This window comes from uncultured Massilia sp. (assembly GCF_913773735.1).
Taxonomy (GTDB): domain Bacteria; phylum Pseudomonadota; class Gammaproteobacteria; order Burkholderiales; family Burkholderiaceae_D; genus Telluria.
This window is the reverse complement of record NZ_CAJYEB010000034.1, coordinates 145283-159736: the sequence shown is the minus strand read 5'-3', so window position 1 is coordinate 159736 and position 14454 is coordinate 145283. Positions and strand designations below refer to the sequence as shown.

Annotated in this window: 15 protein-coding genes; 8 read left to right on the top strand and 7 right to left on the bottom strand. The window is 68.0% G+C overall.

Annotation, left to right across the window (positions count from 1 at the left end; all coding sequences use genetic code 11):
• The first annotated feature begins 11 nt into the window (after window positions 1-11).
• From QZ749_RS17145 to fliR, 8 genes are all read left to right on the top strand, one after another.
• Window positions 12-1349, top strand: a complete 1338-nt coding sequence (locus QZ749_RS17145; protein WP_296949247.1) for a flagellar hook-length control protein FliK — start codon at window positions 12-14, stop codon at window positions 1347-1349.
• Between the two features lie 365 nt (window positions 1350-1714).
• A complete protein-coding gene (gene fliL / locus QZ749_RS17140) occupies window positions 1715-2239 on the top strand; it encodes a flagellar basal body-associated protein FliL (protein WP_296949244.1) in 525 nt (174 codons plus the stop codon).
• 26 nt (window positions 2240-2265) lie between these two features.
• Entirely contained in the window at window positions 2266-3285 is a 1020-nt protein-coding gene (gene fliM, locus QZ749_RS17135; protein WP_296949242.1) for a flagellar motor switch protein FliM, read from the top strand.
• Between the two features lie 14 nt (window positions 3286-3299).
• Window positions 3300-3725, top strand: coding sequence for a flagellar motor switch protein FliN (gene fliN, locus QZ749_RS17130; RefSeq protein ID WP_296949240.1), 426 nt, complete (start codon window positions 3300-3302; stop codon window positions 3723-3725).
• Entirely contained in the window at window positions 3722-4591 is an 870-nt protein-coding gene (gene fliO / locus QZ749_RS17125; protein ID WP_296949239.1) for a flagellar biosynthetic protein FliO, read from the top strand. The genes fliN and fliO overlap by 4 nt, the downstream gene beginning before the upstream one ends.
• On the top strand, window positions 4588-5352 hold the full coding sequence (fliP, locus tag QZ749_RS17120; protein WP_296949237.1) for a flagellar type III secretion system pore protein FliP: 765 nt from the start codon (window positions 4588-4590) through the stop codon (window positions 5350-5352). The genes fliO and fliP overlap by 4 nt, the downstream gene beginning before the upstream one ends.
• An 8-nt stretch (window positions 5353-5360) precedes the next feature.
• Window positions 5361-5630, top strand: coding sequence for a flagellar biosynthesis protein FliQ (gene fliQ / locus QZ749_RS17115; protein WP_296949235.1), 270 nt, complete (start codon window positions 5361-5363; stop codon window positions 5628-5630).
• 10 nt (window positions 5631-5640) lie between these two features.
• Complete coding sequence (gene fliR, locus QZ749_RS17110; RefSeq protein WP_296949233.1) at window positions 5641-6450, top strand: flagellar biosynthetic protein FliR; 810 nt, start codon at window positions 5641-5643, stop codon at window positions 6448-6450.
• A gap of 102 nt (window positions 6451-6552) precedes the next feature.
• Here the strand turns inward: fliR and flgL are convergent, their stop codons facing one another.
• The 7 genes from flgL to flgF form a co-directional block, all read right to left on the bottom strand.
• Window positions 6553-7785, bottom strand: coding sequence for a flagellar hook-associated protein FlgL (gene flgL, locus QZ749_RS17105; protein WP_296949232.1), 1233 nt, complete (start codon window positions 7783-7785; stop codon window positions 6553-6555).
• Window positions 7786-7843: 58 nt separating this feature from the next.
• The gene (gene flgK, locus QZ749_RS17100) at window positions 7844-9802 is read right to left on the bottom strand and encodes a flagellar hook-associated protein FlgK (protein ID WP_296949231.1); all 1959 of its coding nucleotides are present in this window, start codon (window positions 9800-9802) and stop codon (window positions 7844-7846) included.
• A gap of 110 nt (window positions 9803-9912) precedes the next feature.
• On the bottom strand, window positions 9913-10902 hold the full coding sequence (gene flgJ, locus QZ749_RS17095; RefSeq protein ID WP_296949229.1) for a flagellar assembly peptidoglycan hydrolase FlgJ: 990 nt from the start codon (window positions 10900-10902) through the stop codon (window positions 9913-9915).
• Window positions 10903-10924: 22 nt separating this feature from the next.
• A complete protein-coding gene (locus QZ749_RS17090) occupies window positions 10925-12037 on the bottom strand; it encodes a flagellar basal body P-ring protein FlgI (RefSeq protein ID WP_373896831.1) in 1113 nt (370 codons plus the stop codon).
• Window positions 12038-12079: 42 nt separating this feature from the next.
• Complete coding sequence (locus tag QZ749_RS17085; protein ID WP_296949365.1) at window positions 12080-12736, bottom strand: flagellar basal body L-ring protein FlgH; 657 nt, start codon at window positions 12734-12736, stop codon at window positions 12080-12082.
• A gap of 17 nt (window positions 12737-12753) precedes the next feature.
• Entirely contained in the window at window positions 12754-13536 is a 783-nt protein-coding gene (gene flgG, locus QZ749_RS17080) for a flagellar basal-body rod protein FlgG (RefSeq protein WP_296949228.1), read from the bottom strand.
• A 64-nt stretch (window positions 13537-13600) separates the two neighbouring features.
• Complete coding sequence (gene flgF / locus QZ749_RS17075) at window positions 13601-14341, bottom strand: flagellar basal-body rod protein FlgF (protein WP_296949226.1); 741 nt, start codon at window positions 14339-14341, stop codon at window positions 13601-13603.
• Between the last annotated feature and the right edge of the window lie 113 nt (window positions 14342-14454).

The following is a 14454-nucleotide window of genomic DNA, read 5'->3' as shown; positions in this document are numbered from 1 at the left end:
ACGACAGCGACATGCAGACCACGACCCTCCCGATCCAGCTGAACAACACCGCCGGCGTCCAGCGCAACGGCGGCGGCAACGCCAATGGCAGCGACGGCGCCCAGTTCGGCGCCATGCTGTCGAACGAGATGGAACAGCGCGCGGCGCCGCCGGCGCCCGCACCGGCGCCCAAGCCGGCATCCAGCCAGTCCCCGGCCCCGGCCAAGCCGAAGGCCGCCGACAAGCCCGCCCAGCCCGACGACGGCGCCTCCAGGGCGGCCGACGGCCAGCCGGCGCCGGCCACCGCCGGCGGCGCCGGTGCCGCCGGTGCCGATTCAGCGGCCGAGGCCGCCGACACGACCGACGAGCGCGCCGCGTCCGACGATGCCGCCGCCGGCGACCCGGCCGCCGCCATGCTGGCGCTGATGGCCAGCCTGCACACGCCGGCCCAGGACAGCGCCGCGGGCGCCGCCGATGCGGCCGGCCAGGCCTTCGACGCGCTGGCCGGCGCGCGCGGCAAGCGCAGCGACACGGCCCAGCTGGCGTCGCTGCAGGCGGCGCTGAAGACGGCGGCCAAGGACGCCGGCGTCGACGCCACCGGCGCCAGGATCTTCGGCGCCACCGGCGCGCCGAAGAACCCGGCGCTGGCGGCGGCCGGCGCCGAGCTCGGCGCCGGGGCCAAGGCCACTGCCGCCACGACGGCCGACGGCGCGGCCGCCGACGGCATCGACCTGCGCGCGCTGCAGGGCGGCGCCGTCAAGGCCGAGCTCAAGCCGGAAGCCGAGTTCAGCCTGCAGCAGGCGCGCGATGCCGCCCTGCTCCAGGCCGCGCAGAAGGAAGCGGCGCCGGCCGCCGCCGCCATCGCCCAGGCCCAGCCGGGCGCGCTGGCCACCGTCGACGCCGCCGCGGCCGCCGCCGAGCAGCTGACGGCCCGCGTGGGCACCAGCGCCTGGGAAAACCAGGTCGGCCAGAAGGTCGTCTACATGGTCGGCAGCGAGGAGCAGACCGCCTCGCTGACGCTGAACCCGCCGGACCTGGGCCCGATGCAGGTGGTGCTGTCGGTGACCGGCGACCAGGCCAGCGTGACCTTCTCGGCCGAGCAGCTGGAAGTGCGCCAGGCCCTGGAGAACGCCCTGCCGCGCCTGCGTGAAATGATGAGCGAGAGCGGCATCGCGCTGGGCAACGCCACCGTCAACGCGGGCATGCAGGACAACCGCCAGGCCCAGGACCAGCCGGCGCGCGGCAGCCGCGGCTTCGGCCGCGGCGATGGCAACGGCCGCGACGACGGCATCGCCGTCGGCGAAGCCACGGTGCGGCCGGCCCGTACCGTCGGCGCGGGCGGGCTGGGCGCCGTCGATACGTTCGCCTGACCGCGACGGCACGGCGGGCCCGGGGCACGGCGACTGGCGGACGCAGGGTGGGCAGCTCCACCCTTGCGTCCGCAACGACGCTAGCCCTGCGCTGCCCACGCGTGACGGTCGCGTCATGTTGGCGCTTCTTCGTGTGCGGCCGCGGGCCGTGCATGCGTCACGCGTGGGCAGCATGCACGCAGCGTGGTTGCGAACGGCGCAGTGGAGCTGCCCACCCTGCGGGTTATCGATGAAGAAACCTCGAGATAACCCGCCTTCTTCCCTCTTTTCGACCGTTGCCGCTGCTCACTTTTTCCCGATAATGACATAATCACGGGAATGAACCAAAACAGCGGGACCAGACACCATTGAAAGCGAATCCAAAAGTGAAGGCTGATCCGAAAGCGGAAGCAGCGGCGCCCGCCGCGGGCGGCAAGGGCAAACTGCTGATCATCGTCGGTGCGCTCGTCGCCGTGCTCGCCGCCGGCGGCGGCGGCGCCTGGTATTTCCTGCACGGCAGCGCCGATGCCGGCGCCACCGAGGAGGAGGCACCGAAGAAGGAGCACAGCAAGAAAAAGAAGAAGGACAAGGAAGTGGCGCCGGAATACATCGCCATCGAACCCTTCACCGTCAACCTGCAGCCGGAGAACGGCGACCAGTATCTGCAGGTGGCGTTCACGCTGCAGGTGGACGGACCCGAGCAGGTCGAGGTAATCAAGGCTAATATGGCGAAGGTGCGCAGCCGCGTGCTGTTGCTGCTTTCGGGCAAGAAGGCGTCCGAAATCAACACGGTCGAAGGCAAGCAGCAGCTGGCCGGCGAAATCCTGGCCGCGGTCAAGGAACCGTTCGACCGCCACGGCGACGAGCAGGAAGTCTCCGACGTCCTGTTCACGTCCTTCATCATCCAATGAACCGCCATTCTCACCAGTAAAGCAGCATGGCCGATAATTTTCTCTCACAGGAAGAAGTCGATGCCCTCCTCAAGGGGGTCAACGGCGATCAGGACGACGTCGCGACGCCTGAAGACACCTCGGGAGTCCGCACGTACAACCTGGCAACGCAGGAGCGGATCGTCCGCGGCCGCATGCCGACGCTCGAGATCATCAACGAGCGTTTCGCCAGGTACCTGCGGGTCGGCCTGTTCAACTTCCTGCGCCGCAGCGCCGAGGTGTCGGTCGGCTCGGTGCGGGTATCGAAGTACAGCGAGTTCATCCGCAACCTGGTCGTCCCGACCAACCTGAACCTGATCCACATGAAGCCGCTGCGCGGCACGGCGCTGATGGTGTTCGACCCGGGCCTCGTGTTCCTGCTGGTGGACAACCTGTTCGGCGGCGACGGCCGCTTCCACACGCGCGTGGAAGGCCGCGACTTTACCCAGACCGAACAGCGCATCATCATGCGCATCCTCGACATCGTGTTCGAGGCCTATGCCAAGTCGTGGGAACCGGTGTACCCGATCGAGTTCGAGTACATCCGCTCCGAGATGAACACGCAGTTCGCGAACATCGCGACCCCGAACGAGGTCGTGGTATCGTCCACGTTCACCATCGAGCTGGGCTCGGTATCCGGCCAGATCCACTTCTGCATGCCGTATTCGATGATCGAGCCGATCCGCGACGCGCTGACCTCGAGCATCCAGGGCGAGGCGCTGGAAGTCGACAAGCGCTGGATCCGCCTGCTCACCCAGCAGATCCAGATCGCCGAGGTCGAGCTGGTCGCCGTGCTGGGCCACGGCAAGGCGAACTTCGACGAAATCCTGAACATGAAGATCGGCGACGTGATCCCGATCTCGGTGCCGGAAAGCATCCAGGCGACCGTGGACGGCGTGCCCGTGATGGATTGCACCTATGGCGTGTTCAACGGACAATACGCGCTGAAAGTCGAGAAACTGCTCGCCAACAGCGAAACTTTTCATAAGGAAGGTCCCGGCGCAGTCGGCGGCGGCGGCCAGGGGTAACACAGGAGAATCACATGTCCGATACACAAGACGACCAGAGCAGCCTCGACGACGATTGGGGCGCGGCGATCGCCGAGCAGGCCGCCGCCGAGGCGGCCGCGCTGGCGAACCAGCAGCAGGCCGCCACCGCCGCCGTGTTCAAGGACTTCTCGAACAAGGGCCCGCGGCCGGACACGCCGAACGACATCGACTTCATCCTCGACATCCCGGTCCAGCTGACCGTGGAACTGGGCCGCACCAAGATCGCCATCAAGAACCTGCTGCAACTGGCGCAGGGCTCGGTGGTCGAGCTGGACGGCCTGGCCGGCGAACCGATGGACGTGCTCGTCAACGGCTGCCTGATCGCCCAGGGCGAGGTGGTCGTGGTCAACGACAAATTCGGTATCCGCCTCACCGACATCATCACGCCGTCGGAGCGCATCCGCAAGCTGAACAAATGAGGCGCCGGACCAGCCCGGGCCTGCTGGCCATGCTGGCCGTGGCGCTGCCGCTGGCCGCCTGCGCGGCCCAGCCGGCGGGCGCCCCGGCCACGGCGCCGGCCGTACAGCCGGCACCGGAAGCGGCGCCCGAGCTTCCACGAACGGCCCCGCCGCGGACGCGTGCACAGGATGCCGGCCATGCGCCGGCATCTGCCATTCAGGCGCCGGCGCATGCGGCGCCGCAGCAGCGGTCCGCGTCCACGCCGGCGCCGCGCGCCGTCGCGCCGGTTGCCTCCGACGCTGGCGCCACCGCCACCACTACCACATCCGCCACTGCCGCCGCTTCCGGCACCTCGCGCGCCGCCGCGCCGGATGCGCAATCGGGCATGACGGCCGGCACCACGGTCGGCGACGCAGGTACCGGCGCGACCGCCGACGCGGCCGCCGGCACGCCGCCCGCGGCCGCGCCCGCGCCGGCGGCGCCCGTCCCCGCGGCCCCGCTGCCGCCGGTGGCGATGCCGTCCGGCTCCGCCACCGGCAGCCTGCTGCAGACCCTGTTCGCGCTGGTCGCCGTGCTGGCCATCCTGGCCGCGCTGGCCTGGTTCCTCAAGCGCTACGGCCCGCGCGCCGGCGGCGGCACGGCCAGCATCCGCGTCGTCGGCTCGCTCAACCTGGGCGGACGCGAGCGCCTGCTGGTGGTGGAAGTGGGCGACCAGTGGATCGTGGTCGGCGCCGCGCCCGGCCGCGTCAACGGCCTGGCCACGATGCCGCGCCAGGAAGGCGCCACGGGCGCCGCCGGCGGCGCTACACTGGCGCCCCAGGGCGCCCAGGCCCCGGCGCACAACTTCGCCGACTGGCTCAAACAGACGATCGACAAACGCAAGTGATATCCAGACAACGCATCCTGCCGGCCCTGGCGCTGCCCGCCATCCTGCTCGTCCCCCTCCTCGTCCCGCTCGCGGCCCTGGCGGCGCCGGCCGTGCCGGCCGTGACCACCAGCCCGGCGCCGGGCGGCGGCACCACCTGGTCGCTCCCGGTGCAGACGCTGCTGTTCATGACGGCGCTGACCTTCATCCCGGCGGCCCTCCTGATGATGACGAGCTTCACCCGCATCGTCATCGTGCTGTCGCTGCTGCGCCAGGCGCTGGGCACCCAGACCGCGCCGCCGAACCAGGTGATGGTCGGGCTATCGCTGTTCCTGACCCTGTTCGTGATGGGCCCGACATTCGACCGCATCTACAACGAGGCCTATCTGCCGCTGCAGGAAAACCGGATCCAGATGGGCGAGGCGCTGGACCGCGCCGTCGTGCCGCTGAAGGGCTTCATGCTCAAGCAGACGCGCCAGGCCGACCTGGCCCTGTTCGTGAAGATCTCGCGCACCCCGGCCCTGCAGGGACCGGAGGACGTGCCGCTGCGCGTGCTGATCCCGGCCTTCGTCACCAGCGAACTCAAGACCGCCTTCCAGATCGGCTTCGCCATCTTCATCCCCTTCCTCATCATCGACATGGTGGTGGCGTCGGTGCTGATGTCGATGGGCATGATGATGATGTCGCCGGCCGTGATCTCGCTGCCGTTCAAGCTGATGCTGTTCGTGCTGGTCGACGGCTGGCAACTGCTGCTGGGCTCCCTGTCCCAGAGTTTCTACTGAGGTAAAGCATGACTCCGGAAAGCGTCATCGCGATGGGCCGCACGGCCATGGAGGTCTGCCTGATGGTGTCGGCACCGCTGCTGCTGGTGGCGCTGATCATCGGCCTGATCGTCAGCATCTTCCAGGCCGCCACCCAGATCAACGAACAGACCCTGTCCTTCATCCCCAAGCTGATCGGCGTGTTCGTCGCCCTGGTGCTGGCCGGGCCGTGGATGATCGGCGTGATGACCGACTACATGCGCACCATCTTCACCGGCATCCCGGGCATGATCGGTTGACCGCGGCCCGATGATCTCGTTCACCTCGGCGGAGCTGTATGCGTGGATCGGCGCGATCCTGTGGCCGCTGACGCGCATCCTCGGGCTGGTCGCGGCCGCGCCCGTGTTCGGCAATACCGCCGTGCCGATGATGATCAAGGTGATCGTCGGCGGCCTGCTGGCGACCATCGTCGCCCCCACCATCCCGCCCGTGCCCGGCGTCGATCCGACGTCCTGGGCCGGCATGCTGATCCTGGGCCAGGAATTTCTGATCGGCACGGCGATGGGCTTCGCCATGCGCCTGGTGTTCGCCGCCATCGAATTCTCGGGCGAGGTCGCCAGCCAGACCATGGGCCTGTCCTTCGCCAGCTTCTTCGACCCCAACACGTCGGCGCGCACCTCGGCCATCAGCCAGTTCCTGGCACTGGTCGCGACGCTGGCCTTCCTGGCCACCAACGCCCACCTGGTGCTGGTCGAGGCGCTGGTGGAAAGCTTCCACACCCTGCCGATCTCGGCCACGCCGATGTCCCTGTCCGCGCCGCTGGAAATGGTGCGCTGGGGCGGCAGGATCTTCTCGGCGGGACTGCAGATCGCCATGCCGATCGTCGCCACCCTGCTCGTCACCAACATCGCCCTGGCCATCCTGACGCGCGCCGCCCCGCAGCTGAACCTGTTCGGCATCGGCTTCCCGATCACGCTGGGCACGGGCTTCCTGGTCATCAGCCTGACGCTCCCCTACCTGAACACCCCGCTGCAGAACCTGTTCAACCAGGGCATCGAAGCCGGCCGCCGCATCCCGCGCACAGGCGGCGACCGCCCGCCCCCCGCCCCACCCCGTTGACAAACCCCAAACCGGGGTCAGAGCCGGGGTCAGAGCCCGGTTTTTGGAAATAGCTTGGGGGACAGAGCGCGGTGGTTGGGCGGCAGGCGCCGCCCCCCTCGCTCAGGAGATGTAGTTGAACAGGGACAGGCCCGACAGCGTCTTGAACGAGACCTGCGCCGCCTGCAGCGTGGTCTGCTGCTGCGAGAACAGCGAGATGGCCTTGACCATGTCCAGGCCCGTCAGGTCTTCCAGCGTGCTCTGGTACTGGATGTTGAGATCGTCACCGGTGCTGTCCAGCGCATCGATTTCCTTCATGCGCGCGCCCACCGAGGCCTGCACCGTCAGCACGTTGTCGAGGGCGTTCTTCATGTTCTGGCTCGCTTCCGACAGGCGGTTCGCCAGGTCGGCCTTGCCGGACGAGCCATCGGCCGGCATGCGCAGCGTGGAGATCAGGTCGGTGATGGTGCTGAACACCGACTGGCTCTGGCTCGGCTCGACGGTGAAGCTGTCGCCGTCGGCCGGGGCGCCCTTGACGTCGAGCGACATGCCGCCGAAGGTGATGCTGGCGCCCGCCGTGTACGGCTGGTCTTCCAGCACCGCGGCCGGCGGGTCCTGGGTGGTGTCGGTCACCGTGTAGGTGGTCACGGCCGGCTCGCCCGCCACCTTGAAGCTGATCGCGTAGTTGGTGCTGCCGTTGAACTGGCTGGCGTCGACGACCGAACCCGGCGAGATGATGCCCGCGCCCTTGTTGCCGTCCGCCGCCAGCGCCTGGAACTTGCCGTTGCCGGTCTTGATGGCTTCGAAGATGGCGCTGCCGCTCTCGCTGGTCGCCATCTTGCGCGCGGAGCCCACCTGCAGGCTGCGCTGGCCCTGGTCGCCCTGGTAGGTGGCGCCTTCCGGGGTCTGGGTGAACGGCTGCGTGGTCGACTTGTAGCCGGAGAACAGGTAGCCGCCGGTGCCGTCGGCCGTGTTGGCCAGGCCCAGCAGGTCGCTCAGGCGGCCTTCCAGCTCGGTGGCCAGCGCCTGGCGGTCGCTGGTGGTGTAGCCGGCGTTGCCGGCGTTGACGATCAGCGTCTGGATGTCCTGGATCTGGGTGCTCACGTCCTGCAGCGTCTTGTCCACCAGCGACAGCGAGGATTTCGCATTGGTCCGGTTGGTGCCGAACTGCGTGTTCATCGACTGCGACTGCGTGACCTCGAGCGCGCGCGCCGAGGCAATGGGGTCGTCGGCCGCCGTCAGGATGCGCTTGTTGGTCGACAGCTGCATCTGCGTCTTGGCCATCTGGCCCTGCAGCGTGTTGATCTGGTTCGTTCCGGTCGCGTAGATGGACGCGGTGCTCAGGCGCAGGGTCATGGTGCGGCTCCGTTGTTCATTGCGTGGCGCTCAGGATGCGGTGGATGGCCGGTGCCACTCAATGGCCGATCGACAGCAGGGTGTCGAAGATCGTGTCGGCGATCTGCATCACCTTGCCCGAGGCCTGGTAGGCCTGCTGGTACTTCAGCAGGTTGGCCGCCTCCTCGTCGAGGTTGACGCCCGAGACGTTGCTGGCCGCCGTCTGCGCCTGCGCCAGCAGCGCCGCGCTGGCCTCGGCGTTGACCTGCACTTCGCGGGTCTTGTTGCCGATCGCGCCGACCAGGTTGGCGTAGGCCGACTGGTAGGTCGCCTTGCCGCCGTCCAGGATGTTCTTCGACTGCAGGTCGCCCAGCAGGCTGGCGTTGCGGGTGTCGCCGGTGCCGGTGTTCTTTTCGATCTTGAAGGTGTCGCCGACGGCCGGTGCGCCGTTCATCTGCACGGTGATGCCGCCCGCCGTATAGCTGGCGCCGTCCTTGAACGGCACTTCCGAGCCGGCCGGATAGGTGGTCTTGTTGCCGTTGACGGTCATCGTGATGTCCTGGCCGTCCGGGAAGCCGGTCAGCACGCCCGTGCCTTCGGCGCCCAGGCCATAGGTCAGCGTCACCGGCGCGGTCAGCGGCGCGGCCAGGTAGGTCTTGTCGACCGCGCCTTCGCCGATCTTGCCGGTGCCCTTGTTGGTCAGCGGCACGCTGGTGGCGATCGGCGCGGCGGCCGCGACCTGGGACTGGTCGGTCAGCGCCAGCTTGAAGTCGGCGGCGCCGTTGACGGTCGGGCGCACCAGGAAGTTGTCGCCGGCGTCGGCGTCGCCCGTGATCGCGAAGTCGATGCCGTCGATGGTCTGCGGCACGTCCTGCGGATACGGGTCGATCGGGGTCTTCTTGTTGTCCGACAGGCGGATCACGTTGTAGCTGGCGCCGTCGTACTCGACCTTGTAGTCGCTGGTGGTCAGCTGGCTCGCGTCGCTGATGGTGGCCTTGATCTCGGTGGTCGAGGTCGCGGTGTTGTTGACGTCCCTGGTGACCGCGGCCGGCGGGATCGTGAAGACGTCGCCGCCCGGGTTGCCGTTGGCGTCCAGGCCCAGGTGGTGCTGGTCGTTGAAGGTCTGGGCCAGGCCGATGGCGATGCGGCCCAGCGAGTTCTGGGCCAGGTCCAGCGACTTGGTGCGGAATTCCAGCACCGCGCCCAGCGCGCCACCGGACAGGCTGCTTTCCGGCAGCGGCGTGGCCTTGCCGCCGGTGACGTAGCCGACCGTGATCTTGGTCTGGTCGGTCGGCGAATTCATCGCCGCCAGCTGGAAGGACTTGGAGCCGACGATCAGCGGCTGGCCGTTGCCGATCGAGACCGTCAGGCTGTTGTTGTCGCCCGGCGTGACGGTAGCCTTGACCTGCTTGTTCAGCTCCATCACCAGCTGGTCGCGCCGGTCCAGCAGGTCGTTCGGCACATTGGTCTCGCTGCCGGCGGACAGCTTGCCGATCTGGTCGTTCAGCGCGGCGATCTGCGAGGCATAGGTATTGATCGTGTCGACGCTGCTGGTGAGCTGGGTGTTCACGCCCTTGCGGATTTCGTCGAGGCGGCCGTTCATCGCCTGGAAGCGGGCGACCAGCGTGTCGGCCGAGCTCAGCAGCGCACCGCGCGACGGCACGCCGGCGCGGTCGCCGGTGAGGTTCTGCACGGCCGCGAAGAAATCCTGCAGCGCCGGCGACAGGCCCGAGGTGCTGTCGGCCAGCAGGTTGTCGATCTGGGTGATCTGCGCCTCGTAGGCTTCCAGGCCGCTGGTCTGGGCCTGGGCCGTGCGCACCTGGGCGTTCAGGAACTCGTCCGAATAGCGCTTGACCTGGGCGATCTGGGTGCCGGTACCGATGAAGCCCCCGCTCGTGGACATCGAGATGGCCGTCGACTGCACCACCACCTGGCGGCTGTAGCCTGCCACGTTGGCGTTGGTGATGTTGTTGCCCGCGGTCGAGAGCGCCGCCTGGGCCGCGAACAGGCCGGATTTGCCGATGCTGAGGAGGGACATGGTATTAACCTATCTGTTGTGTCATTGACGGCAAGTCGCGCCAAAACTTTATTATTTTCTGCATGCGCCCGTCTGGTACTGGTGTTTCCGCCAAGCTTGTCCTGTGGGCATCAGGCCAGCGAGTGCTTGATGATGCGCGACAGCTTGGCCGCGTACTGCGGGTCGGTCGCGTAGCCGGCGCGCTGCAGGCCGTGCGCGAACGTGGCGGCGTCGCCGCCGTGCTGCAGCACCTTCTCGTAGCGCGGGTTGTTGCCGATCATGCGGGCGTAATCCTTGAACGCGTCCGCATGGCTGTCGTAGGCGCGGAACTTCTCGACCTTGCGGTGCGGATGGCCGTTCACGTATTCGGTGGTCACGGCGGTGGCGACCTTGCCCTTCCAGTCGCCGCCCGCCTTGATGCCGAACAGGTTGTTGCTCGACGTGCCGTCGGCGTTGCGGATCATGCGCTTGCCCCAGCCCGTTTCCAGCGCGGCCTGGCCCAGCATGAACTTGGCCGGCACGCCAGTGGCCTGTTCGGCTTCCTCGGCGGCGTCGGCCAGCTTTTCCTGGAAGGCGCGCACGTGGGCCGGCTTGTTCTCGTTGTTGGTGCCGCGCGCGCTGCCCGTCACGCCCGCGCTGGTCGCGGCGCGGTCGGTCGGCAGCGCACCGCTGGCGCGCAGCATGCGCGCGGCGTCCTGGCTGCCCAGGCCGCCGGCGGCGCCGACGGTGCCCTTCTCGCCGCCGATCGCCAGCGCCTGCGCATCCATCTGCGTGCCCGCCTGCGTGTTCATCTGGGCCAGCGCGGCCTTGCCCTTTTCCTGGGCGCCCAGCTGGCGCACCAGCACGTCGGCCAGGCCGATGCCGCGCTGGGCCAGCTTCTGGCTCATCTGCTGGTCCAGCATCGTGGTGAAGGTGCGGGTTTCCTGGCTGTCCATCGGACCGTCCTGGGGCGTGGCTTCGCGCATGCTCTTCATCATCATGTTGATGAACATGGATTCGAACTGCGTCGCCGCGCCCTTCAGCGCTTCCGGCGAGCCGGCCTTGGCGCCGCGCTTGAGGTCGCCGAGGCTGTTGGTATCGAGCGCGAACTTGCCGGACAGGTCTTGGGTGGAGCCGAGCATGGTGGTTTCCCGCTTGCGTGAATTAAATGATCTCGAGGTCGGCGCGCAGCGAGCCGGCGGCCTTGAGCGCCTGCAGGATCGCCAGCAGGTCTTGCGGCGTGGCGCCGATGGCGTTCATCGCCTTGACGACCTCGGCCAGCGAGGCGCCCCGGTTCAGTTCGATGACCTTGCCGGCATCCTTCTTGATCGACACCGACGGGTTCTGGGTCACGACGGTGGCGCCGCGCGAACCGGCCGGCGGCTGGCTGACGCTGGTGTCGCTGCCGATGCTGACCGACAGGTTGCCGTGCGAGATCGCGCAGGCATCCAGCGTCACCGCGCGGTTCATCACGACCGAGCCGGTACGCGCGTTCAGGATCACCTTGGCCGCCGCTTCCGACGGCTTGACGTCCATGTTTTCCAGCATACCCAGGAAGGACACGCGCTGGTCGCTCGACGACGGCACCCGCACGCGGATCACGCGGCCGTCCAGGGCGGTAGCGATGCCGGGGCCGAACTTGTCGTTGATCGCCTCGACCACCCGGCTGGCCGTCGAGAAATCGGTGGCGTTCAGTTCCAGCTTGACCTGGTTGTCGGCGCCCAGGTTCGAGGCGACGGCGCGCTCGACGGTGGCGCCGGCCGAGATGCGGCCCACGGCCAGCTGGTTCACCTGCACCGACGCACCGCCCGCCTGGGCGCCGGCGCCGCCGACCAGCACATTGCCCTGGGCCATCGCATACACCTGGCCGTCCGCGCCCTGCAGCGGCGTCATCAGGAGCGTGCCGCCGCGCAGGCTTTTCGCGTTACCCATCGACGAGACGGTCACGTCGATCGTCTGGCCCGGCTGGGCGAACGCCGGCAGCGACGTGGTGACCATCACGGCCGCCACGTTCTTCAGCTGCAGCTGGGTGCCGGCCGGCAGGCTGATGCCCTTCTGCTGCAGCATCGCCATGATCGACTGGACGGTGAACGGGGTCTGCGTGGTCTGGTCCCCGGTACCGTCCAGGCCGACGACGATGCCGTAGCCGGACAGCTGGTTCTGGCGCACGCCGCCGATGCTGGCGAGGTCCTTGATGCGTTCGGCGTGGGCCGGGACCGCCATCATGGGAGCCAGCAAGGCGGTGCAGAGGGCGATCAGTTTCAGGTTCAGGCGCATGGTAGCTATAGTCAGTCGGGGTCGGGGTCCGCCCCCAAGGAATCAGAAGGGCAACAGGGACTGGAAGAAACGCGACATCATCGAGGTCATCTCGGCGCGGTCGATCTGGCTGTTGGTGCGGTACTCGACGCGGGCGTCGGCGACCAGCGTCGACGACACGACGTTGTTCTGGATATTGTCCGGATTGACCATGCCCGAGAAGCGGATGAACTCGACGCCCTTGTTCATCGCGATCTGCTTCTCGCCGACCACGACCAGGTTGCCGTTCGGCAGAACCTCGGAGACGGTCACGCCGATCGTGCCGGTGAAGGCGTTCGACGCGGTCTGGGTGTCGCCGTCCGCGTACTTGGTGCCCGAGCTGGCCGCCACGCCGGTGCCCAGCTTGCCCTGCAGCGGGCCCGGGATCGCCATGTCGACGCTGCCCGACTTGTTGCCGGTGCTGGCGCCGCTCTTGTTGGCCGACGTCTTCTCGACGATGCTGACGGTCAGGATGTCGCCGATGTGGCGCGCGCGGCGGTCCTCGAACATCGGGCGGTAGGTGTTGACGTTGAAGATCGCGCCATCCGTCGCGGTGCCGGTGTCGGTGAGCAGCGGGCGGGCACTCGTGGGCTGCTTGACGATCGAGGTCGGGGTGGCGGCGCAGCCGGCGAGGGCCACGGCCATCGTCGCCGCGGCGAGGGCCAGGGCCCGGTCACGCATTTTCAAGATGTTTTTCATCACAGTTGAGCGAGTTTCTGCAGCATCTGGTCGGACGTGGTGATGGCCTTCGAATTGATCTCGTAGGCGCGCTGGGTCTCGATCATGTTGACCATTTCCTCGACCACGTTGACGTTCGAGGTCTCGACATAGCCCTGCATCAGCACGCCGGCGCCGTTGGTGCCCGGCACGTTGGCGTTGGCGGTGCCCGACGCGCCGGTCTCGACGTACAGGTTCTCGCCGCGCGACTCCAGGCCGGCCGGGTTGACGAAGGTGTGCAGCTGGATCGCGCCGATCTGGGTGGCGGCGGTCTGGCCCGGGGTGGTCACGGACACGGTGCCGTCGCGGCCGACGGTCAGGGTCAGCGCATTGTTCGGGACGGTGATCGGCGGCTGCAGCACGTAGCCGCTGGACGTGACCAGCTGGCCGTTGGAATCGGTCTGGAACGAGCCGTCGCGGGTGTAGGCCTGGGTGCCGTCAGGCGTGAGCACCTGGAAGTAGCCGGCGCCGTTGACCATCACGTCCTTGGAGTTGCCGGTCTGCGACGGGTTGCCCTGGGTGTGGATGCGCTCGGTGGCGACGGTGCGCACGCCGGTGCCGATCTGCAGGCCGGACGGCAGCTGCGTCTGTTGCGAGGACTGGGCGCCGGGCTGGCGCACGTTCTGGTACAGCAGGTCCTCGAACACGGCACGCGACTTCTTGAAGCCGTTGGTGCTGACGTTGGCGAGGTTGTTCGAGATGACGTCGAGGTTGGTCTGCTGGGCTTCGAGACCGGTCTTGGCGATGTGCAGCGAGCGGATCATGGTGTTCTCCTAACGGCGCCGGAAAACCTCCGTCGCCCACCATGAAATTATGTCCCAGGGGCAATCAAGTCAAAGCGAGGATCTGGGCCGCTTTCGCCGCGTTATTCTCGGCGTTCTTCATCAGGCTCATCTGTGTTTCGAAGGATCTCGCCAGGGAAATCATGTCGACCATCGATTCCACGGCCGAGACATTGCTGCCCTCGAGGGCGCCGCCGACGACCGTCACGGCCGGATCGGCCTGGGCCGTGCTGCCGTCGCGCAGGCGGAACATGCCGTCGTCGCCGCGCACCAGGTCGGCCTCGTTCGGGTTGACCAGCTTGATGCGGCCCCGCACGGTCGAGGCGGCCGGCGTGTCGGTGGCGGACAGCGTGGCAACGGTGCCGTCGGCGCCCACCGAGACGGTGGTATCGGGCGGGATCGTGATCGGGCCGCCCTCGCCGGCGATGGTCAGGCCGTTGGCCGTCTGCAACAGGCCGTTCGGGCTGACTTCGAACGCGCCGTTGCGGGTATAGGACTCGGAGCCGTCGGGCATCTGCACGGCGATCCAGCCCTTGCCCTTGACGGCCACGTCGAGGGCGCGCCCGGTGGCCTGCAGCGCGCCGGCGGAAAAATCGGCGCCGACGGTATTGTCGACCACGAACGCCCGCGTCGGCAGGCCCTCGCCCTGGACCGGCACGGCACGGAACGTATCGAGCTGGGCGCGAAAACCGGTCGTGCTGATATTGGCCAGGTTGTTGGCCGTCGTCGCCTGCTTCTCCAGGATGTGCTTGGTACCGCTCGCTGCCGTATAAATCAACCGATCCATGATCTCTTCCTGTCTTCCCTCAAACCGGGGTCAGAGCCGGGGGCAGAGCCCGAATTTTGGCAATTTCTTGCCGATACATTCGTGGGGGGGGGGCGACGGCGGGCGCTTGTGTC